Origin of the sequence: Microcoleus sp. POL10_C6 (genome assembly GCF_036701585.1) — a bacterium.
Taxonomy (GTDB): Bacteria; Cyanobacteriota; Cyanobacteriia; order Cyanobacteriales; family Microcoleaceae; genus Microcoleus.
Genome location: NZ_JAUBRB010000010.1, coordinates 93,048 through 109,947, shown reverse-complemented (window position 1 = coordinate 109,947; position 16,900 = coordinate 93,048). Strand labels below are relative to the sequence as shown.

General features: G+C 42.0%; 15 protein-coding genes and 1 pseudogene. 8 read left to right on the top strand and 8 right to left on the bottom strand.

Annotation, left to right across the window (positions count from 1 at the left end; translation table 11 throughout):
• Nucleotides 1-35 precede the first annotated feature (35 nt).
• A complete protein-coding gene (locus QUA34_RS08300) occupies nt 36-242 on the bottom strand; it encodes a DUF4347 domain-containing protein (protein WP_333385576.1) in 207 nt (68 codons plus the stop codon).
• Between the two features lie 532 nt (nt 243-774).
• On the opposite strand from QUA34_RS08300, the gene mtnA reads away from it, so the two are divergent.
• The 4 genes from mtnA (at nt 775) to QUA34_RS08280 (ending at nt 5,094) form a co-directional block, all read left to right on the top strand.
• Nucleotides 775-1,836, top strand: a complete 1,062-nt coding sequence (mtnA, locus tag QUA34_RS08295; RefSeq protein WP_333317339.1) for an S-methyl-5-thioribose-1-phosphate isomerase — start codon at nt 775-777, stop codon at nt 1,834-1,836.
• Between the two features lie 37 nt (nt 1,837-1,873).
• Entirely contained in the window at nt 1,874-2,362 is a 489-nt protein-coding gene (locus tag QUA34_RS08290; protein ID WP_333325669.1) for a type IV pilin-like G/H family protein, read from the top strand.
• A 3-nt stretch (nt 2,363-2,365) separates the two neighbouring features.
• Nucleotides 2,366-3,223, top strand: coding sequence for a rhodanese-like domain-containing protein (locus QUA34_RS08285; protein ID WP_333325666.1), 858 nt, complete (start codon nt 2,366-2,368; stop codon nt 3,221-3,223).
• A 125-nt stretch (nt 3,224-3,348) separates the two neighbouring features.
• Nucleotides 3,349-5,094: a CHAT domain-containing protein gene (locus QUA34_RS08280; RefSeq protein ID WP_333325663.1), complete on the top strand. Its 1,746-nt coding sequence runs from the start codon at nt 3,349-3,351 to the stop codon at nt 5,092-5,094.
• Between the two features lie 118 nt (nt 5,095-5,212).
• Here QUA34_RS08280 and QUA34_RS08275 read toward each other — a convergent pair whose 3' ends face one another.
• Nucleotides 5,213-5,560 (bottom strand): hypothetical protein, encoded by a 348-nt coding sequence (locus tag QUA34_RS08275; RefSeq protein ID WP_015174783.1) that lies wholly within the window; start codon nt 5,558-5,560, stop codon nt 5,213-5,215.
• Between the two features lie 241 nt (nt 5,561-5,801).
• Here QUA34_RS08275 and QUA34_RS08270 point away from each other — a divergent pair, with 241 nt between their 5' ends.
• Nucleotides 5,802-6,722, top strand: coding sequence for a cation diffusion facilitator family transporter (locus QUA34_RS08270; RefSeq protein ID WP_333325661.1), 921 nt, complete (start codon nt 5,802-5,804; stop codon nt 6,720-6,722).
• A gap of 126 nt (nt 6,723-6,848) precedes the next feature.
• On the opposite strand, the gene QUA34_RS08265 is transcribed toward QUA34_RS08270, so the two are convergent.
• From QUA34_RS08265 to QUA34_RS08255, 3 genes are all read right to left on the bottom strand, one after another.
• The gene (locus tag QUA34_RS08265) at nt 6,849-7,046 is read right to left on the bottom strand and encodes a hypothetical protein (RefSeq protein ID WP_333325658.1); all 198 of its coding nucleotides are present in this window, start codon (nt 7,044-7,046) and stop codon (nt 6,849-6,851) included.
• A gap of 108 nt (nt 7,047-7,154) precedes the next feature.
• Complete coding sequence (locus tag QUA34_RS08260) at nt 7,155-7,295, bottom strand: hypothetical protein (protein ID WP_333385572.1); 141 nt, start codon at nt 7,293-7,295, stop codon at nt 7,155-7,157.
• The gene (locus QUA34_RS08255) at nt 7,265-11,149 is read right to left on the bottom strand and encodes an NACHT C-terminal alpha/beta 1 domain-containing protein (RefSeq protein WP_333385569.1); all 3,885 of its coding nucleotides are present in this window, start codon (nt 11,147-11,149) and stop codon (nt 7,265-7,267) included. The genes QUA34_RS08260 and QUA34_RS08255 overlap by 31 nt, the downstream gene beginning before the upstream one ends.
• 170 nt (nt 11,150-11,319) lie before the next feature.
• Here QUA34_RS08255 and QUA34_RS08250 point away from each other — a divergent pair, with 170 nt between their 5' ends.
• A complete protein-coding gene (locus QUA34_RS08250) occupies nt 11,320-11,880 on the top strand; it encodes a DUF2726 domain-containing protein (RefSeq protein WP_333385566.1) in 561 nt (186 codons plus the stop codon).
• Between the two features lie 96 nt (nt 11,881-11,976).
• On the opposite strand, the pseudogene QUA34_RS08245 reads toward QUA34_RS08250, so the two are convergent.
• A pseudogene (locus QUA34_RS08245) lies at nt 11,977-12,108 on the bottom strand (GMP synthase (glutamine-hydrolyzing)); the annotation flags it as partial.
• Between the two features lie 393 nt (nt 12,109-12,501).
• Here QUA34_RS08245 and QUA34_RS08240 point away from each other — a divergent pair.
• Both QUA34_RS08240 and QUA34_RS08235 read left to right on the top strand, forming a co-directional pair.
• Nucleotides 12,502-13,965, top strand: a complete 1,464-nt coding sequence (locus tag QUA34_RS08240; RefSeq protein ID WP_333385563.1) for an ABC transporter substrate-binding protein/permease — start codon at nt 12,502-12,504, stop codon at nt 13,963-13,965.
• Nucleotides 13,931-14,680, top strand: a complete 750-nt coding sequence (locus QUA34_RS08235; RefSeq protein ID WP_333385560.1) for an amino acid ABC transporter ATP-binding protein — start codon at nt 13,931-13,933, stop codon at nt 14,678-14,680. Before QUA34_RS08240 ends, QUA34_RS08235 begins: the two co-directional genes overlap by 35 nt.
• 160 nt (nt 14,681-14,840) lie before the next feature.
• On the opposite strand, the gene QUA34_RS08230 is transcribed toward QUA34_RS08235, so the two are convergent.
• Together QUA34_RS08230 and QUA34_RS08225 are read right to left on the bottom strand one after the other, a co-directional pair.
• Nucleotides 14,841-15,566 carry a hypothetical protein gene (locus QUA34_RS08230; protein WP_333385557.1) on the bottom strand — a complete coding sequence of 242 codons (726 nt, stop codon included), beginning with the start codon at nt 15,564-15,566 and terminating at the stop codon, nt 14,841-14,843.
• 18 nt (nt 15,567-15,584) lie between these two features.
• Nucleotides 15,585-16,892, bottom strand: a complete 1,308-nt coding sequence (locus QUA34_RS08225; protein ID WP_333385555.1) for a glutathionylspermidine synthase family protein — start codon at nt 16,890-16,892, stop codon at nt 15,585-15,587.
• Nucleotides 16,893-16,900 lie beyond the last annotated feature (8 nt).

Genomic DNA, 16,900 nt, shown 5'->3' with positions numbered 1-16,900 from the left:
TGTTTATAAATTGTCGGAATTTAGGCTAGTTTGCCCTAGCTGCAAACTAGCCTAAATTCCCCGTGAGAAATAATGTGAACGCTTTCTATACCTTTGCGGCTCTGCAATGCTTCGGCAATTTGTTCGATGCCGTCCCGCGTGCGATCTACTAAAATTACCTCCATCCCCGCTTTAACACCGACCGCCAGACTCTGCCAATCTTCAACTGCTGAATCTACGAATACTATTTGTTGGTTTTTCATAATTACTGTTCCCCCATGCACCTAGTTAGGTTTTCAAAATGTTGTTTCCGTGCGATGACAGTCGCTACTTCAATTCACTACAAATACGGCTACCACAAAACCTGCCTTTAACTCAGTACAAGTTGTACAGACAAAGCTTTACGATTATCTATTTTTGTGATTCTTGTAAATCTGTTGGATCTGGAAAGTTGCTGGATCGCACTTTTTCATTCTCAACTTAAAAAAACCAGACAGCAGGTACAGCTAGCTTGTTCCCGATTACGGAAATTTTTCAAAAAATGTAAGTATAATTTACACAACTTAATGTTCTGTTTTTTACTAAGTACACTTTTGTGGAAAAACATCCAACTCTACGCCAGTTCCAAACCCAGAGAGTGGTAAGTATCCAGCAATTATTCAATCTCAAATCTCAAATCTCAAATCTCAAACGGCAGGGCTGGGATTTGGGCAAATTCAGCGTGTCCCTCATAACATAGAGGAATAGTCGCCTTCATGGCATCATAGAAAGTTGTCCCTCACATAACTGAAATAGATGACCGCTCAAAACTCCCCTGTTTCCCCCGTCACCTGGATGGAAGACCGAGTTCTGCTAATTGACCAAAACCGGCTGCCGAAAGAATACGGTGTAGTCGAAATTAGCCGCTACGAAGATATGGCTGAGGCGATTAAAACTATGATAGTCCGAGGTGCTCCGGCGATCGGGGTAGCAGCAGCTTACGGGATGTATTTGGGGGCGCGAGAAATCGAAACGGGCGATCGTACCGAATTTCTCGCTAAATTAGAACAAGTTGGCGAGTTATTGCGATCGACTCGTCCCACTGCGGTTAATTTGTTTTGGGCAATATCGCGAATGCTCAAAACTGCCGAGAGAACTAGCGGTTCTGTCGAACAAGTGCAAAAAACTTTGTTAGAAATGGCTAAAACCATTCAAGCAGAAGACTTGCAAACTTGTAAAGATATCGGGGACAAAGGTTTAGAAGTTCTGCCAGCTACACCCGAAAAACTAAACTTACTAACTCACTGCAATGCAGGTGCATTAGCAACTGCCGGCTACGGTACTGCTTTAGGTGTATTTCGTTCTGCTTGGCGAGAAGGAAGACTCGGAAGAGTTTTTGCAGACGAAACTCGGCCCCGTCTCCAAGGTGCAAAACTCACCACTTGGGAATGCGTGCAAGAAGGAATTCCCGTCACATTAATAGCAGACAATATGGCCGCTCACTGCATGAAACTCGGCATGATTCACGCAGTAGTTGTCGGTGCAGACAGAATCGCTGCTAACGGCGACGCTGCCAATAAAATTGGCACTTACAGTTTAGCAATTGTTGCCAAAGCTCACAACGTTCCCTTCTTTGTCGCTGCGCCTCTATCTACCATTGATTTTGAACTTTCCGACGGCAGCAAAATCCCCATTGAAGAACGCGATCCAGTTGAAATGTATCAAGTTGGAACTACGCGGATTTGTCCTGTGGGAGTCGAATTTTACAATCCGGCTTTTGACGTAACTCCGGCGGAGTTGATCTCAGGAATAATCACAGAACACGGCACGGTTGCTCCTGGGGCGTTGAAACAGTTTCAGGCAAAACAATTAGTTTAATTATATGTTCCTCAACTGCTCATTCCACCGGGTGTCTGTGAAATTAAGCAGGATTTATAGCAGCCGCAACTGGCAGCTCAAAGTTGCGATCGCAGCTCTAACTCTGCCAGTTGTTTTCAGTCCTGTCTCGGAAGCTCAAGTGTCACAAACGCTTAAAGCTAAGGAATCACAAGCGAAAAAGTTTGTGGGTTCGATGAATAAAGCTCAGCAAGTTTACTATGCTGAAAAAGCAGGCTTCACAAGTTCTGTTTCCAATCTATTGGTTTATCTCGGTCTCCAAGTTAAACCTAACTCAGCCAATTACAGCTACTCGATCGGCATGGTGAAAAAAGGTGCTGTATTTAACTACGGAGTATCGAAGCAAGCTAATCTCAAAAGTTTTGTGGGGGGAGTCTTTTTGGTGGAAAACAAGACCCAAACAATCTTGTGTATAAATGCTGCTCCTGGCAAGACTAAACCAGCTAATCCAACTAATACCAAAGGGGTTTTAGCCTGCGGTGCTAATACAGCCCAAGTTACTCAATAAGTTATGTCGAATTTACTGGGTAATTTAGCAAATAACTGGATAGTAAATGCAGATTTAGCTAAGCAATTGCTGGAACAAGAAGCTACTTTACTAGATGCTCGCGCACCCATTTTAAAGTGGTGTTGCCGTCTCCCACCAGCTATTCCCGTAACTTGGCAGGAATTTTCGCGTTCCGACTTTCCCCACAAGGGAAAAATTATCGAAAATAACACAGTTTTAACTCAAAAACTGCAAGCAAGTGGCATTTATCAAGACAAACCTGTCATAGTCGTTGCCGATTCGGTGAAAGGGTGGGGCGAAGACGGGCGAATTGTTTGGATGTTGCGGACTTTGGGACACGAAAAAGCAGTTTTTGTCGATGGAGGATATAGGGCTTTAATCAAAGCTGGAATTAATCGAGTACAAGCTGCAAACAATCCACCGCAAACAGGAGATTTTGTAATATCTCGCCGATCGAGTTGGGAAATTCAGCGGGATGAATTGAAAGCTATTTTAGGAGATGAGAATTTAGTCATTATTGACGCGAGAGAGCCGCGAGAATATGCAGGTAAAACGCCTTACGGAGAAAAGCGGGGCGGCCACATTCCCGGTGCGGTTCACCTCTATTACAAACAGTTAATGGACAAACAGGGACAACTGCTGGATCGCGGGGAAATTGTCGCTATGTTGCAGCAAAAAGGAGTTTCGCAGTCAACTCAAATTGTGAGTTATTGCTCCGGGGGAATTCGCTCTGCATGGTTGACTTGTGTATTGACAAATGTGGGATTTTGTGGTAAGAATTATGCAGGTTCAATGTGGGAATGGTCGGCTTCGCCGGCAGATAGCTATCCTTTGTCAGTAATCCTTCCACGGGCAGGCTAGAAACCCACCCCACAAGAAAATTCAATAACAACTAAAGCTAAGGAATCCGAAGCCCAACAATATAGCAGTTTGCACAATCGTTGCGGAATATTCTATAAACTAGCTCAAGTGAGGGTAAATCAATAATGAACGAAATTAAGATATTATTCTTGGCATCTAATCCTGTAAGCTCTACTCAGCTAAAGCTGGATCAAGAAATTCGATATATTACCCAAAAAATACGTGCTTCACAGCATCGTGACTCATTAAAATTACTCTCAGCTTGGGCAGTACAACCTGACGACTTACTTCAACTGTTTAATGAGCATAAACCGGACATTGTACATTTCAGCGGACATGGAAGCCAACAAGGGGAAATCATATTAGTTGACAAGAACGGAAGACCTAAAGCTGTTGGCATAAAAGCGTTAAAAGCACTATTTTCAACGCTTAAAGATAATATTCGTGCTGTTATCTTAAATGCCTGTTACTCAGAGTTACAGGCAAAAGCAATAACCGAAGTCATTGATTGCACTATTGGAATGAATACTGCAATTGGTGATACTGCTGCTATTACCTTTGCAGCTTCATTCTACCGCGCTTTGGGTTTTGGTCGTTCTGTTCAGGAGTCCTTCAATCAGGGAATAACTGCTTTGCTATTAGAAGATATTAGTGAAGAGGATACTCCTAAACTTTTAGCCAAGGAGGGTGTTGATCTTGCTCAATTATTCTTTATAAAATTTTCTGCATCTAAAAATGTAGAACAATTTGATACTGTTAAATCAGACGAAAAAAGAAATTTATCAAATAAAGTAATTGTTGATATATCAGTAATGACTGAAGATCAAAGTTTGTATCAAAGTTTTTACGGAAGTGATACATCACTGCATTATCAGGTTGAAAGATTTAAAAAAGGTATTCTGATCAAGAAGTCAATGGAATACCTCTCAAAAATTGAGAATGGAGATGAAATAGAACCAATTTCTTATACTTATTGTCCCTTCAACTGGGACTTTCCAAATCTAGACTTTAAGGTACTTAATAACAGTTCTCAAACTATTTTTCTCACAGAAGCTATTTTTGAAATTGAAAAGAGCTGGCTAGATCCGTCTCCAGTACCAATCATTAAGTGTGACTCTTATCATATGAACGCATTACACTTTTGGATAGTTAATGAGGGATGGGGTGAGGTAAAAGATTTAAAGGCTAGGTTTCATCTAACTCCTATACCTCGAGGTATGGGCAGAGTGAATTTCATAGATCCTGATGTAAAAGATTTAAAAGCTAGGTTTCATCAAACTCCTATGCAGCAAGGTATGGGCGAAGTGAATTTCACAGAACCTTACCCTTATGAGGTTTGTGTAGGAAGCTTTTTAGAAAGTTTTAACGTCAACATTGCTGAAGCTTTCCGCCATGCATCAATTACTTCTGGAGCAGCGTATGTTCGCGGTGAGCTTGAATTCAAAGGATGCAATATTTATGGTTTAATACAAAAAACAATCGTCAAATTTTCAACCATAGTTTGGGCACCTAATGCTGAACCTGTACCTGGAGCACCTCTACGACCAACCTACCAATATGGGACTAAATTCCAGGTCGCAGGGGAAAACTATAAACGCCACGTCTCAATCTCTCATTCCTTAAAGCCTGGAAAGACAGATCGTTTCAATATTAAAATAGGCATGGACAAGTCTTCTTACCATCGCTTTAAAGTAAAAATAGTCTACAATGATGGTCGGGAAATTTTATTGCCAGATATTAAAATGTCTACATTTGTGCCTCGTTCTGGCATAACATATATGAGGGAAAGCATTGGTGACAAGTCAAGGCTCAAAGCCAGTGGTCAATGGGATTTTCGGCAGTGGCTCAAAGAAAAATGGTTCTCCAGGTAGGGTGGCATCCGGAAAGTAGTAGGGTGCGTCTACCTGACGCACTCTACTGAGAACCAAACCCAATCATTATCAGGGGAATTTAACCTTAATAAACGGGCTGGTTTCAGGTTGAAAATCTCTAACCGACTTGTTCGATATACTGAGCGAGATCGTCGCGCAGGCGGCTGAGTTCGGCTTCGGTGGTCACGCGCACGCGATCGTCCCTAACCGTAATCAGCACTTTCGCAGCAAAAGGAGTTGGCCAGATATTCGGGTTGCAGAAAACTTCCAAAAATACATCTCCTGCATACCGATATTCCATCGGTTTTTGGGGAGAAGCTTTAGCGCCAGCGGTTTTGGCTGCTACAGCTTTCAAGCTTTCCATCAAAGCTGCAATTTCGCTTTGCAAATCCCGCGCGGCTTGCGGGGAAAAGCTAAAGGAGACAGAACCTTCGACTAAATTCAGTGTCAGCGGAGAAAGAGACATGGGCAATGAAATTTAACATACAATTGTTAATGATAAAATATACAATAACCTAAAAGAAGTACCTGCCAGCTAAATTGGGCGGCAAAACTGCTATTAATTAAAATTTGTCTCAAGAAGCTAGGCTAAATTAATGAAGATAAATCTAGTCGCAAGCTAGATTCAGCAATAGTTTTAACCTGTTATGACTTGATAAGCTTTAAACTAGAAGCCAGAAAACTTGACGGCCGATCGAGGAGATTTTATGGTGGCCGATAACCGTTCCGAAGTCCGCAAGGTTTTAATAATTACTTTATTACTAAATTTGCTGGTGATGGCAATTAAAGCAGCCGTGGGATGGCTGACTGGTTCCCTCAGTTTGCTGGCAGATGCTTTGCACAGCGTCACGGACAGCGCTAATAATATTTTAGGATTGGTAACTAATCATTATGCCAATCCGCAGCCCGATCGCGATCATCCCTACGGACACCAAAAATTTGATGCTCTCGGAGCTCTGGGAATTGCTGCTTTTCTGGGAATTGCCTGTTTTGAAATTCTCAGCGGTGCTGTCGAAAGGCTGATTAACGGGGGTAAAGTTGTCAAAATATCCCCAAATGAACTGTGGATTTTGCTGATTGTACTGGGGATTAATATTTTTGTCACCTTTTACGAGCGCAGAGTTGGCCAACGTCTCGGTAGCGCGATTTTAGTGGCTGACGCTCAGCACACGATGAGCGATGTTTGGGTAACAATTATGGTCATCGGCGGGTTGATTGGTGTTTGGCAAGGGCAGGTTTGGAATATACCTCAACTGCAATTCCTGGATGTGTTTTTGTCTTTTCCTGTGGCTGTTTTGGTATTTAGCAGCGGTTGGAAGGTTTTAAGGGAAAATCTGCCTTGGTTGGTGGATGAAATGGCGATCGCACCGGAAGTTATTCACGCGATCGCGATCGATGTACCGGGGGTTGTCAACTGTCACTCGATCGCCTCCCGTGGCGTGGTAGGGCGTCAAGTATTTATTGAGATGCACATGATTGTCGATGCTGTCGATGTAGAAACAGCTCACCGGATTACAGAAGAAGTAGAAGCCCGTTTGGAAGAACGTTTCAGCCCTGTACGCATCTTAATTCACGTTGAGCCGCCGGCTTACAAATCCGACCAAATTAGCTACGATTCTGAAGAATGAAGGCACAACCAGTGATTTTGACACGGATACACGGATTAATTGAAGAATCGGGAAAGTATTTTTACTTACCGCAATTCCTCTAATTTTTTAAATCCTATCAATCGGGTTAGAGCGATCGCACTTAATTTAGTTGCTGTTTTCCACAGGAAAAGGGGGGTTTTCCACAGAAATCGGCAAGTTTTCCACAATAGATCGATCGGCTGTCGTCGATTTCTGTCTTTCTATTTGTATAAATTCCAAGTATTTTGAATTTCTGTAGCCATTTCCCCCCGAAAATGCCAAGGTAGCAAAATCTCCACTTTTGAACCGAGAGATCGCAGCCATCTCAACGGGTAGTGGGGATGGAATTTTTACTTTATTTTATCTGGTGCTAGCCTATCTACTCTCGATCGTAGCGGAAATTCTCCTACTCTGTTTTAGCGGACGATTCTCTTAATTCAGAGAAAGATGAAGAAATGTTTCGATCGAGTTGGATTTGGGGGAGTGAGTGCGATCGCGCCTGAGTTGGTGAAAAAGCGATCGCCTTCTGCCAAAATCAAAATTCAAGCCTCCAAAATCGATCGATGCAGCCATTTCAAAACTGCATCGATGAGATTCGGATGGTTAGGAGAAATGCGTTTTACATTGTCGCATGGTCGATCGGTGATGATTGCGATCGTGCCTCCAAAAGCACTCAGTGCAGTTAGAAAAGGTTCGGTGAATTCGCGATCGATTTTAGAGTTGTAGAACACCAAAGCAACTCGTTTTTCTAGGTTTCTCAAATTCAGTCGCCAATAGGCTTTGAGCAGTGGCATAGTTGTGGGTGTTCCTTCTTGTCGTTCTGGACAACCTTGCTCTACCATTTGGATATAGATATCAGTGGCAGGATTATCTAGAGGGTTAAATTCGCTACCATCAATACAAATCAGTTGTACTGCTCGATCTAGTTCTTCATTATGGGAAACCGCAGACTGAAGAACTGAAGATTGCTCAACTTTGTTGAGGAGGAGTTGAGGAGTAGAAGAGTTAGCAATAGAGATGTTTTCAAATGCCTCTAAGTCAGTACAGGATTGTTGAACACAACAAGCGTCATAAAATTCCGTATAACTCAAGTGATTAGCACAATGCCACAGCACTGAATAAGCAATTATATATAAATAAGGGTCTGACTTAGCAACTGCATCTTCTACATAATCCTTTAGACCAAAAACTAACCTTTTTAGTTGTGCTTTGTGAGTAATTTCTTTTAATCCTGTGGCAACAGAACATTGAATTCCAGGGTCTTTTAAATTGACAATTAAGTTTACTAATTTTTCAACAATCGATTGTTTTAATAATGTTTCAATTTTGAGTAATATTTCAATACACATATAGCACAATATGCTATCTTTATTAGTTTGGATAATTTCAATTATTTTATCTATGACTTCAAAATTAGTTTGTTTAATTTTGGCGACCGCAATTTCTTCGCAAGTAGATAATTTCATAGTAAAAGGATTTTGGGTCAAATTTGTAAGGTTTAGTTTTTCTGGATTGCTAATTAGTGAAATAAATTCAACATATTGTTTCTCTTGTTGGTCCATGAAATAAGCTTCTATATTTTCTGTGTCGTTACTTGTGGTTGAATTTAAATCCTCGGTTGTATTTTTATTCATATAGTTTTCTATAACTAAACTTATAAAATCAATGAATATCTTATCTTTGCTACTCTGGTAACCTACGATTTTAAAACGCTCATACATTGTTGTACTTTGAGAAAAAATTTGTATTAAAACATAGTAATAATCGATTTTTACTTCTACCAAACAAATCATTATTTTAATAATTGACGGGTTCTCGAAAATTTTTGGATAGCTCAAGCTTACCATTACTAACATTTGAGCATAAGCTATAGATTCATATCTGTCTTCTTCATTTGCAATTAATATGATTAATTTATTAATAATTTCCGCAATAAAACCTTGTGTTTCCAAATAGTCAAATAAAAATATAATAATCACGGAATCTTGTGAATTATCTAACAAATCAATGATTGCTCTGTTGACTTTTGAAATATCAATATCAAGTCTCTTGATTATACTAACAGCAGCAATAATACATATTTGATTGTCTCGATTTTGATTTATGAAATTAATCAAAGCATCCAATACTTTTTGATTGTTAACTAAAGCGTTATCATTTACGCTTAGTTTGTCTAAATGTGAAATAGCTAGCCCTTGAATCGTAGGATTTTGACTATTTAAAAATGATATTAACTTACCAATAACCACTTTGTCCAAAATCTTAGAATCAATTAAAATATTAATAAGTGAAATATTTTGTAATTCGTATTGCTCATCTTCGTTCAATAAAGCATTAACTAAAAAATCAACGGCAACTTGCTTAAAATTATCATTTTTTAAAGCTATTGTTGCTACTTTTATGGCACGTCCCTCATTATCATCTTTTAATAATTTAGGGATTAATACTTTTAAGCATTCATACTGCGGGTTGATTTTAAATAAAACTTCCCAAAGCTTAGATAGTTCGTATATTTCTAAATCAGTCTTATTGATGACTTCATTTATAATATCACAGGCTTCTTTGGGAGCGTAATATTTTAACGATTCTATGATGAATTCCTCATAACCAGGAAACATTAATTTGTATTGTTGTATTTGTGGATTCTCATCCAAGCAAACCAAATACACCCATTCACTAATAAAATGTATGTCGCCAGATTGACACGAGTAAACTATATTTAATGGTAGAAGCTTAAGCCGATACAGATTTTTCCATTTGTCTTCCTTAAGATTCGTTATTGTCTCGATCAATTCTTTCTTTAGCAGTGCTGAAATTTGGAAACTTTCTAACCATAATATAGCTACTTCTAGCCATTGGGTTTCAAAGATTCGATAGCGCTCCATGAAAAATTGATAATTATCAATTACTAAAGATGCAAAATATTCCTGGAATGTAGGATGAAAGAATGCGTAAACAGGTTCATCTGTTGCAGCTTCTCGATCTACTAAGTTCAGCCAACCGAGATCCCAGGCTAATTTAAAAAGCCTATCGCCCATTTGTTTTTCAATTAAACTCAGCGGCAACCGAAATCTAGCATGGCTATCCAATCCTGCTATAGACAAACGACCGAGGGCTTGATGTAATTCTTCTCGCAAACCTGGTTGAGTCGCCCAATCAATAACCGTTTGGGATGGTTTCCACTCATAGAAATAGCGGACAAAGTGTTGATATAGTTCGGCTTTGGTTTCTGGTAATTCGACTTGCTTATTTTGGCTGAATATTTGACACAGTAGAGATAAGCGAAGCGGATTTTTTACGAGTTGGCGGATGCGTTCTTTTTGCGGTTCTTGCAGCTTTTTCTGTAACTCCTGTCCCCGTTGAATATTTTTCGCTTCAGCAAACCACTGCTGAATAAAATCATCTACTTGCGGGGGTTTAAATTCTTGAGTTTTGTAAGTATCAAAACCTGTAAGAGGATTGTTGAGACGGGCATCCCAAACATTGGTTCGACAGGTCAAAACAACCCGCACATTACCCAACCAATCAGTAAGCTGGTTTCGGATTTCCTCTAACGACAAACAACTGTTCGTCCCTACAGCCATTTCATCGACACCATCGAGTAATAGCCACACTCCACCTTGACGCAACCGTTTTTGTAGAGATTTTTCATGAAACATCTCTACATCAATATCGGGATAACCCAGAGAAATAGCTTCCGGTAACCATTCCTGAAGGATATAGTCTTTCAGCGTCTTTCCTTGCAAACTTGCCAGCGCAATACAAATCGGCGAATCTTGATTATTTTCCTGAATGTGAGTGGCGATTTTATCTAACAGCGTTGTCTTTCCTGCTCCTGGTTCGCCGACAATAGCAATATGCTGATTTTTTCCAGTAGGGTTTTGTCCAATAACGTCAGTCATGAATTCATCATGCTCGTAAATTCGGGTAACAACTTCCGGTTCTAATTGATGTAACAGTTCCATAGGCACATTGCCACTGCGACGCTGCTGATGTTTGCGTTCGATTAAACCTAGCGGTACAAAAACATTAACCTCAAATCCCTGTTCAGTTGCCTTTCGTCTAATTCGCTGTTCTTTTTGCTGCAGATCTAGCATGACTAAGCAGACTTCCCGCCAATCAATATTAGTTACGTCCATAGGTGTTTGTTTTTGTTTAGAACCTCTAGACTCGGGAAGCCAATCTTCAATAAACTCAGCAGGTTGCAGTTCTAGAATCGCAGCAATTTTTTCTATGGCATCCCTTTGTATTTTTTTGCCCCAGTGTGGATGAAACAGCCTTCTAACCTGATCGTCACTATTGAGTCCTGCTGCTTCTGCAAGCGAGTCATAGGTGGTATAACCCTTTTCCCGTCTCCTGGCGTCTAAAACTGCTAACCCTTCTCTATGGGGGAGAAAACCTCTTCTTCTCGTGCTAGTTGCTGTCATTGGCTGCTGAAAGTTGTTGTGCTAGTCATCTTCTTTACTTTAGCAAACTGGACGGATTATTGGAGAGTGCAGATAAGTGCAGTTAAGAATCTTGCTAACTGCACTTACTGTCTCTGGACTATACAACTTTATCTCGATAACCTCAAAGTATCGAGTTCAACTTTATATCAATGACTTGCACTTACAACTATTCAGACGAGTTCGACTTCAACAGCGATGATGATTCGCTGCAAATCTTTCCGCAATTCCAAAGCGGAGAAATCATCAACGAGTTAGAAACGATCGCTATCGATATTCTAGAGATGATTTTAGGCGATGGCTTCCGTTACTGTCCCCAAGTTCCCCTAGAAATGATCTGTTCTCGTCGAGAAACTTTCACCCGTCTTCCCATTGAACTTTGGAAATTTTGGGTGAGTTCCAGAGTCGATATCGCCTTGATGGAACGCGGCTGTGGTGCTAGTCGCAAAGCCAAACTGGTGATAGAATGTCAATCTCACTGGCACGATCGCCCAGAGGTGCAGGAGCGCGATCGCAAAAAAGCCCGACTCCTTGCATCTGTTGGCGTTCCCTTAGTATACCTGCGACAAATCGATCGAGATCGACGCTTCTATCGTTTCTACACTCCCAATGGACAAAAAGAAGTCTTCTACAACTCAATTACCCAACAAGGACGGACAGAACTGGAAGCATTTTTGCAACACTATTCAACACAGTTGACAGTTGACAGTTGACTCTTAGACTATAATTTTTCTGTGTAAGTCCTGTAATTAACACAGGACTTACAGACGGCATCTATCCAAATCGAAAATCAATAATCGAGAATGGTATTACTCCCACTCGATCGTTCCCGGCGGCTTAGAAGTAATATCGTAAACCACCCGGTTCACGCCCTTAACCTCATTCACAATCCGGTTCGAGATCAGTTCCAACAAATCGTCAGGAACCCGCGCCCAATCAGCTTTTGCTCTGATCTACTGAATACCGTGTACCACATACAAATGGAATATGCTGGATGATTAGAAATACCGATCGCAACTTGGACAACGGTACAACATGGGTGGGAGTTGTGCGGACAAGCTTTACTTTCTAAAATGTTAAAAATTGTGCATTTAGGACAGTTTTTAAATATAAGTTGGTAGCACAATTATCTATCTTTAGCCCTGGGCGCATTAATACCTTTATAACCGGGTTTTTTACCCTTTTTAAAGGCTAGTTATGCAGTTTGTTTGTCCATCAAACCTGGTTTCTGGCAACCCGTGCGTCCAGGAGTATATCTTCCTTTACAATCGTGACTTGATTCCGATTTGTGGTATGTTTTCTGGGCGAGGGGATTTTTTAGGACAATGTTCGATATGAAACGTTTAAAATTAAAATCAATGCTGGCGGCGGCGATCGCGATCGCCTTTTGTTTAATTGCGATCGCCAGCTACGCCCAAGCCAACAAGACTTTAACACTGGCGACTTCCCCAGACTACCCGCCCTATGAGTTTAAAGATACGGCTGTTAGCGGCAACGAAATTATCGGTTTTGACATCGATATTGCCAAATATATTACTAAAAAATTAGGCTACGAACTGAAAGTAGTTGGCATGGATTTTAACGGCTTAATTCCCGCTTTGCAGGCGGGAAGAGCCGATTTTGTGATGGCTGGAATGACTCCCACAGCAGAAAGGAAAAAAAATGTTGATTTTTCTGACCTTTACTACGAAGCTCAAAATACAATCGTCGCCAATAAAGGCAGCAATTTGACCAAAGCTGAAGATTTAGCCGGGAAAAAAGTAGGCGTTCAACTCGGAAGCATTCAGCAGGAAGCTGTGAAAAAAATGCCCGGTGTGCAACTGGCTGCTCTCAATAGGATTCCTGACATCATTCAAGAAATTAAATCGAACCGTCTCGCGGCAGGAGTGATCGAGGATACTGTCGCTACGGGTTATGCAGCAGCGAACCCGGACTTGGAATTTAACACAATCCCGAATACTGAAGAAAGCGGTTCGGCGATCGCCTTTCCGAAAGGTTCGAGATTAGTTCCAGAATTCAACCGAGTCCTCCAGCAAATGAAAGCCAGCGGTCAAATTAAGGAACTAGCTACTAAGTGGTTTTCTAGACCGATTCCGCAAGAACCTGCTCAAGCAAATCAGCCTGCGGTAGCGTCCAAGTTCGGGTTAGATTTTGGCAAAATCTTGCCGAGTTTGCCTTATATTTTGTCCGGGATTGGGGTAACGCTAACTTTTACCTTGCTGTCGGCATTTCTGGGATTTATCTGGGGAATCGTGTTGTCTCTGTTTAAGATTTCTAGCATTAAACCGCTGTTCTGGTTTGGCACTGCTTACACCTCAATTTTTCGAGGAACGCCGCTAATTTTGCAGTTGACTTTAGTTTATTTTGCAACGCCGCAGCTTACGGGCTATAATATATCGGCGCTGCAAGCTGGCGTGATTACTTTTTTCCTGAATTCTGGGGCTTATATTTCCGAAACAATCCGCGCGGGAATTCAAGCCGTAGATAAAGGTCAAAAAGAAGCCGCAGAATCTCTTGGCGTTCCCTACAAACTGATGATGGGCGATATTATCTTGCCGCAAGCGTTGAAAAATATTTTGCCTGCATTGGTGAATGAAAGTATTGCTTTGCTGAAGGATTCAGCTTTAGTGTCAGTAATTGGCGTAGAAGACTTGCTGCGCCGCGCTACAATTGTGGGAGCAGAAAAGTATATTTACTTTGAACCTTTGATATTTGTCGGCGCAATTTATTATTTGATGGTGCTTAGTTTAACTTGGGGGGCCAATGTACTCGAACGCAGACTCCAAACTAGCAGTTAAGGTCGATCGCCTGTATAAATCTTTTGGCAATCTGAAGGTTTTGCGCGAGATAACTACTGAGATTCATAAAGGAGAAGTGATTGCCATTATCGGCCCTTCCGGGTGCGGCAAGTCTACTTTTTTGCGGTGTTTGAATTTACTGGAAATTCCGACTTCGGGACACATATACATTGACGGAGTGGATATTACTTTGCCGAAGGCAGATATTATGAAAATCCGCCAGAAAGTGGGTATGGTTTTTCAGCATTTCCACTTGTTCCCGCACATGACTGTGCTGCAAAATGTGATCTATGCGCCTGTCAAGGTGAAGCAGGTGGCTAAGGATGAGGCGCGTCTGAAGGGGTTAGAGTTGCTGGAAAAAGTGGGTTTGTCAGATAAAGCCCAGGTTTATCCTTCTAAGCTTTCGGGGGGACAAAAACAGCGGGTGGCGATCGCCCGCTGCTTGGCTATGGAACCGGATATTTTGTTGATGGACGAACCGACTTCTGCACTCGATCCTGAAATGGTTAAAGAAGTGTTAGATGTGATGAAAGCTTTGACGAAAACGGGCATTACAATGGCAATTGTAACTCACGAAATGGGTTTTGCGCGGGAAGTCGCCCACCGGATTTTGTTTCTGGATGGGGGAAAGGTGGCGGAAGATGTGCCGCCGCAGGAGTTTTTTAGTAACCCTCAGTGCGATCGCGCCAAGCAATTTTTGGAAAAAATGCTTTAATTCATATAAGAATTAGAGTTTTTAACCGCAGAGGACACAGAGGACACAGAGAGAGTTAGAGGAGAAAGAGAAAGTTCCCGTAGGGTGCGTCAGGTTGGAGATGCTCGATCGCCACGGAAAGTATAATAATGTTGAGCCGATGATTAACTTGGTAATTCTGTTAGAAAAAGGAGAGAATTCTTTGAATCACCTGGGTATTAAAATCTTTCGGAAATCGGTGTCTTTCCTGAGCGTGATCGAGAAAGAAAGTCTTGGGATAATAAGCAAGACCGGCTTCCATCTCGCTAATCTTTTCTAATAAGGGTTCGATGCGATCGATTTTCTCGGGATGGCGATGTTGGATGAGAGTCGCAGCATTCCTAAAATGCCGCCCCTCATCCTGCGTCACCAAATGTCCTACGCGAGCAAAGCCGTTCCCATAGTGTTGGTAGAATTCCTTAATATCCCGGTGATAAGACCACACGGAACCCATTTCGTCAAACATTAAACCAACTAGAATGGTGAATTCGTTCTCAATCAGAAACGAGATCGGTTCGAGTTCATGCACCCGACTCTGGTTTTTTTGGTCGATCGCCTCTAGGGACAGACCTGATACCATGTGATAGACCTTACGTAGAGCAACGTAGTGCCGTAATTCGTCTTGCAGCCAAAGTTCGATCGCACTCATGAATTCTAACGAGAACTCCGAACTGCGAGATAGCAGATGCTCGTAGAGTGGCTGACTGTCTCCCTCAGAGAACACATCTCGGCTGAGGAGATCCATAAATCCAGCCTGAATTGTAGGCGCGACTTCGGGAATTTTCAACTCATCGGCAATAAATTCATCTACACTCCACTCACTGCTAAGAATCGGAATTCCCCGGACATCATGAGTTTGTAATTTCATAGTTTTTCTGATTAGAAGTTAAGTATTCACCAGACGATCGCTCACGATATGCGGAACGATTAAGCAATGTCGTCCGGTGATCGGATTGGTATCTCCGCGCAATACAATGCCGGATGGAGTATCGCCGACAATCCAGGAACCTACGACGAAGTGGTAGCCAAAATATTCGGGCAAGGGTTGATAGGACTGAATAATGAATCCTTCGCGATCGTAGCCCATCGCCTCGCGGGCGTGAACGGCTCCGGCAACAAAATCGCCTGTTTCAATAGAAACCCCAACACCTTCTAGACCGACGAGGGGCTTTTTGACGTGCATTTGGGTCAGTAATGCTGTGGATTCGATCGAGATAGTATCTGTGAAGAAAGTGGGTAGCAAGAATTGACCGTACACTGGGTGGCTGCCAAATAATTCCCACATCCACACCATCGCTCCTTTATTGCTTAAAATCTGTTTCCACAGCGGTTCAATGATTTTCACGTCCCCTGCTATCAGGCGCGATGCTAGGGCTTCATCTGCGTTAAAGGATTGGCTGGCGAGTTGCAAATCCAGCCAATCGATGATTTTCCACAGCCGCAATATCCGATTATTGAATTGATCGACAAAAAATCCTTCTTCATCCACGCCCAGATGGTTACGCAATCCTACAAGTTGGGTAAAAAAGCGATCGTGTCCCAATTCTTGATTAATAATTTCGACCAGTTGTCCTGCCATCTCGGTATCTTCTGACAGATGCTCGTCAATTAACAAGCTCAGACCGAATTGCTTTAAATCATAATGACGACTTAGAGTGCGGAATCGACCCGCAACTTCGTCCCAAAAGTTGTTGAACTGATCGGCATCGTTGGGGAGCGATCGCAAATCTCGGCTTGATTTTTTCATGTCATCTAACCACAGCCATTGATAGACTGTTTCTGCACCCAAGAGAGGAGTTTCGCCGTTGATTTCTAGAAGGCTAATTTTTCCATCTTCAGTGACGGCAAGATCGAAACGGGTATAAAGAGACATATCTTCTGCTTCGTCAACCCGATCCCACGAAACCTGAATTGCTTCCCAGAAAGCAGGGGGAATAGCGAGTTTTTTCATCCGATTTTCTAGGCCATCAGCGGTGAAAAACCAGTCCAAAAACTCCCGACACATATCCCAAAGAGCCTCAGTAGCATCCCAGATCCTCGCCTCTTCCTGGCGCGAAAACATCACCCCAAAGGGACGGTTTAAAGCTTCTGCCCAGTAGCGTTGGTTGATGTCTGCAAGAGGCTGACATTGGTAGGCGTTCTCTAATACGTGCTGCTGCCAGTTGCGCCGTCGCTGAAACAAAAAGGGATACATGGATGAAG

What these genes read in the sequence shown, in the direction of transcription:
- QUA34_RS08300 (WP_333385576.1), bottom strand. Translation starts at nt 242, where the DNA reads ATGAAAAACCAACAAATAGTATTCGTAGATTCAGCAGTTGAAGATTGG.
- mtnA (WP_333317339.1), top strand. Translation starts at nt 775, where the DNA reads ATGACCGCTCAAAACTCCCCTGTTTCCCCCGTCACCTGGATGGAAGAC.
- QUA34_RS08285 (WP_333325666.1), top strand. Translation starts at nt 2,366, where the DNA reads ATGTCGAATTTACTGGGTAATTTAGCAAATAACTGGATAGTAAATGCA.
- QUA34_RS08280 (WP_333325663.1), top strand. Translation starts at nt 3,349, where the DNA reads ATGAACGAAATTAAGATATTATTCTTGGCATCTAATCCTGTAAGCTCT.
- QUA34_RS08275 (WP_015174783.1), bottom strand. Translation starts at nt 5,560, where the DNA reads ATGTCTCTTTCTCCGCTGACACTGAATTTAGTCGAAGGTTCTGTCTCC.
- QUA34_RS08270 (WP_333325661.1), top strand. Translation starts at nt 5,802, where the DNA reads ATGGTGGCCGATAACCGTTCCGAAGTCCGCAAGGTTTTAATAATTACT.
- QUA34_RS08265 (WP_333325658.1), bottom strand. Translation starts at nt 7,046, where the DNA reads ATGGCTGCGATCTCTCGGTTCAAAAGTGGAGATTTTGCTACCTTGGCA.
- QUA34_RS08260 (WP_333385572.1), bottom strand. Translation starts at nt 7,295, where the DNA reads ATGGCTGCATCGATCGATTTTGGAGGCTTGAATTTTGATTTTGGCAGA.
- QUA34_RS08255 (WP_333385569.1), bottom strand. Translation starts at nt 11,149, where the DNA reads ATGACAGCAACTAGCACGAGAAGAAGAGGTTTTCTCCCCCATAGAGAA.
- QUA34_RS08250 (WP_333385566.1), top strand. Translation starts at nt 11,320, where the DNA reads ATGACTTGCACTTACAACTATTCAGACGAGTTCGACTTCAACAGCGAT.
- QUA34_RS08240 (WP_333385563.1), top strand. Translation starts at nt 12,502, where the DNA reads ATGAAACGTTTAAAATTAAAATCAATGCTGGCGGCGGCGATCGCGATC.
- QUA34_RS08235 (WP_333385560.1), top strand. Translation starts at nt 13,931, where the DNA reads ATGTACTCGAACGCAGACTCCAAACTAGCAGTTAAGGTCGATCGCCTG.
- QUA34_RS08230 (WP_333385557.1), bottom strand. Translation starts at nt 15,566, where the DNA reads ATGAAATTACAAACTCATGATGTCCGGGGAATTCCGATTCTTAGCAGT.
- QUA34_RS08225 (WP_333385555.1), bottom strand. Translation starts at nt 16,892, where the DNA reads ATGTATCCCTTTTTGTTTCAGCGACGGCGCAACTGGCAGCAGCACGTA.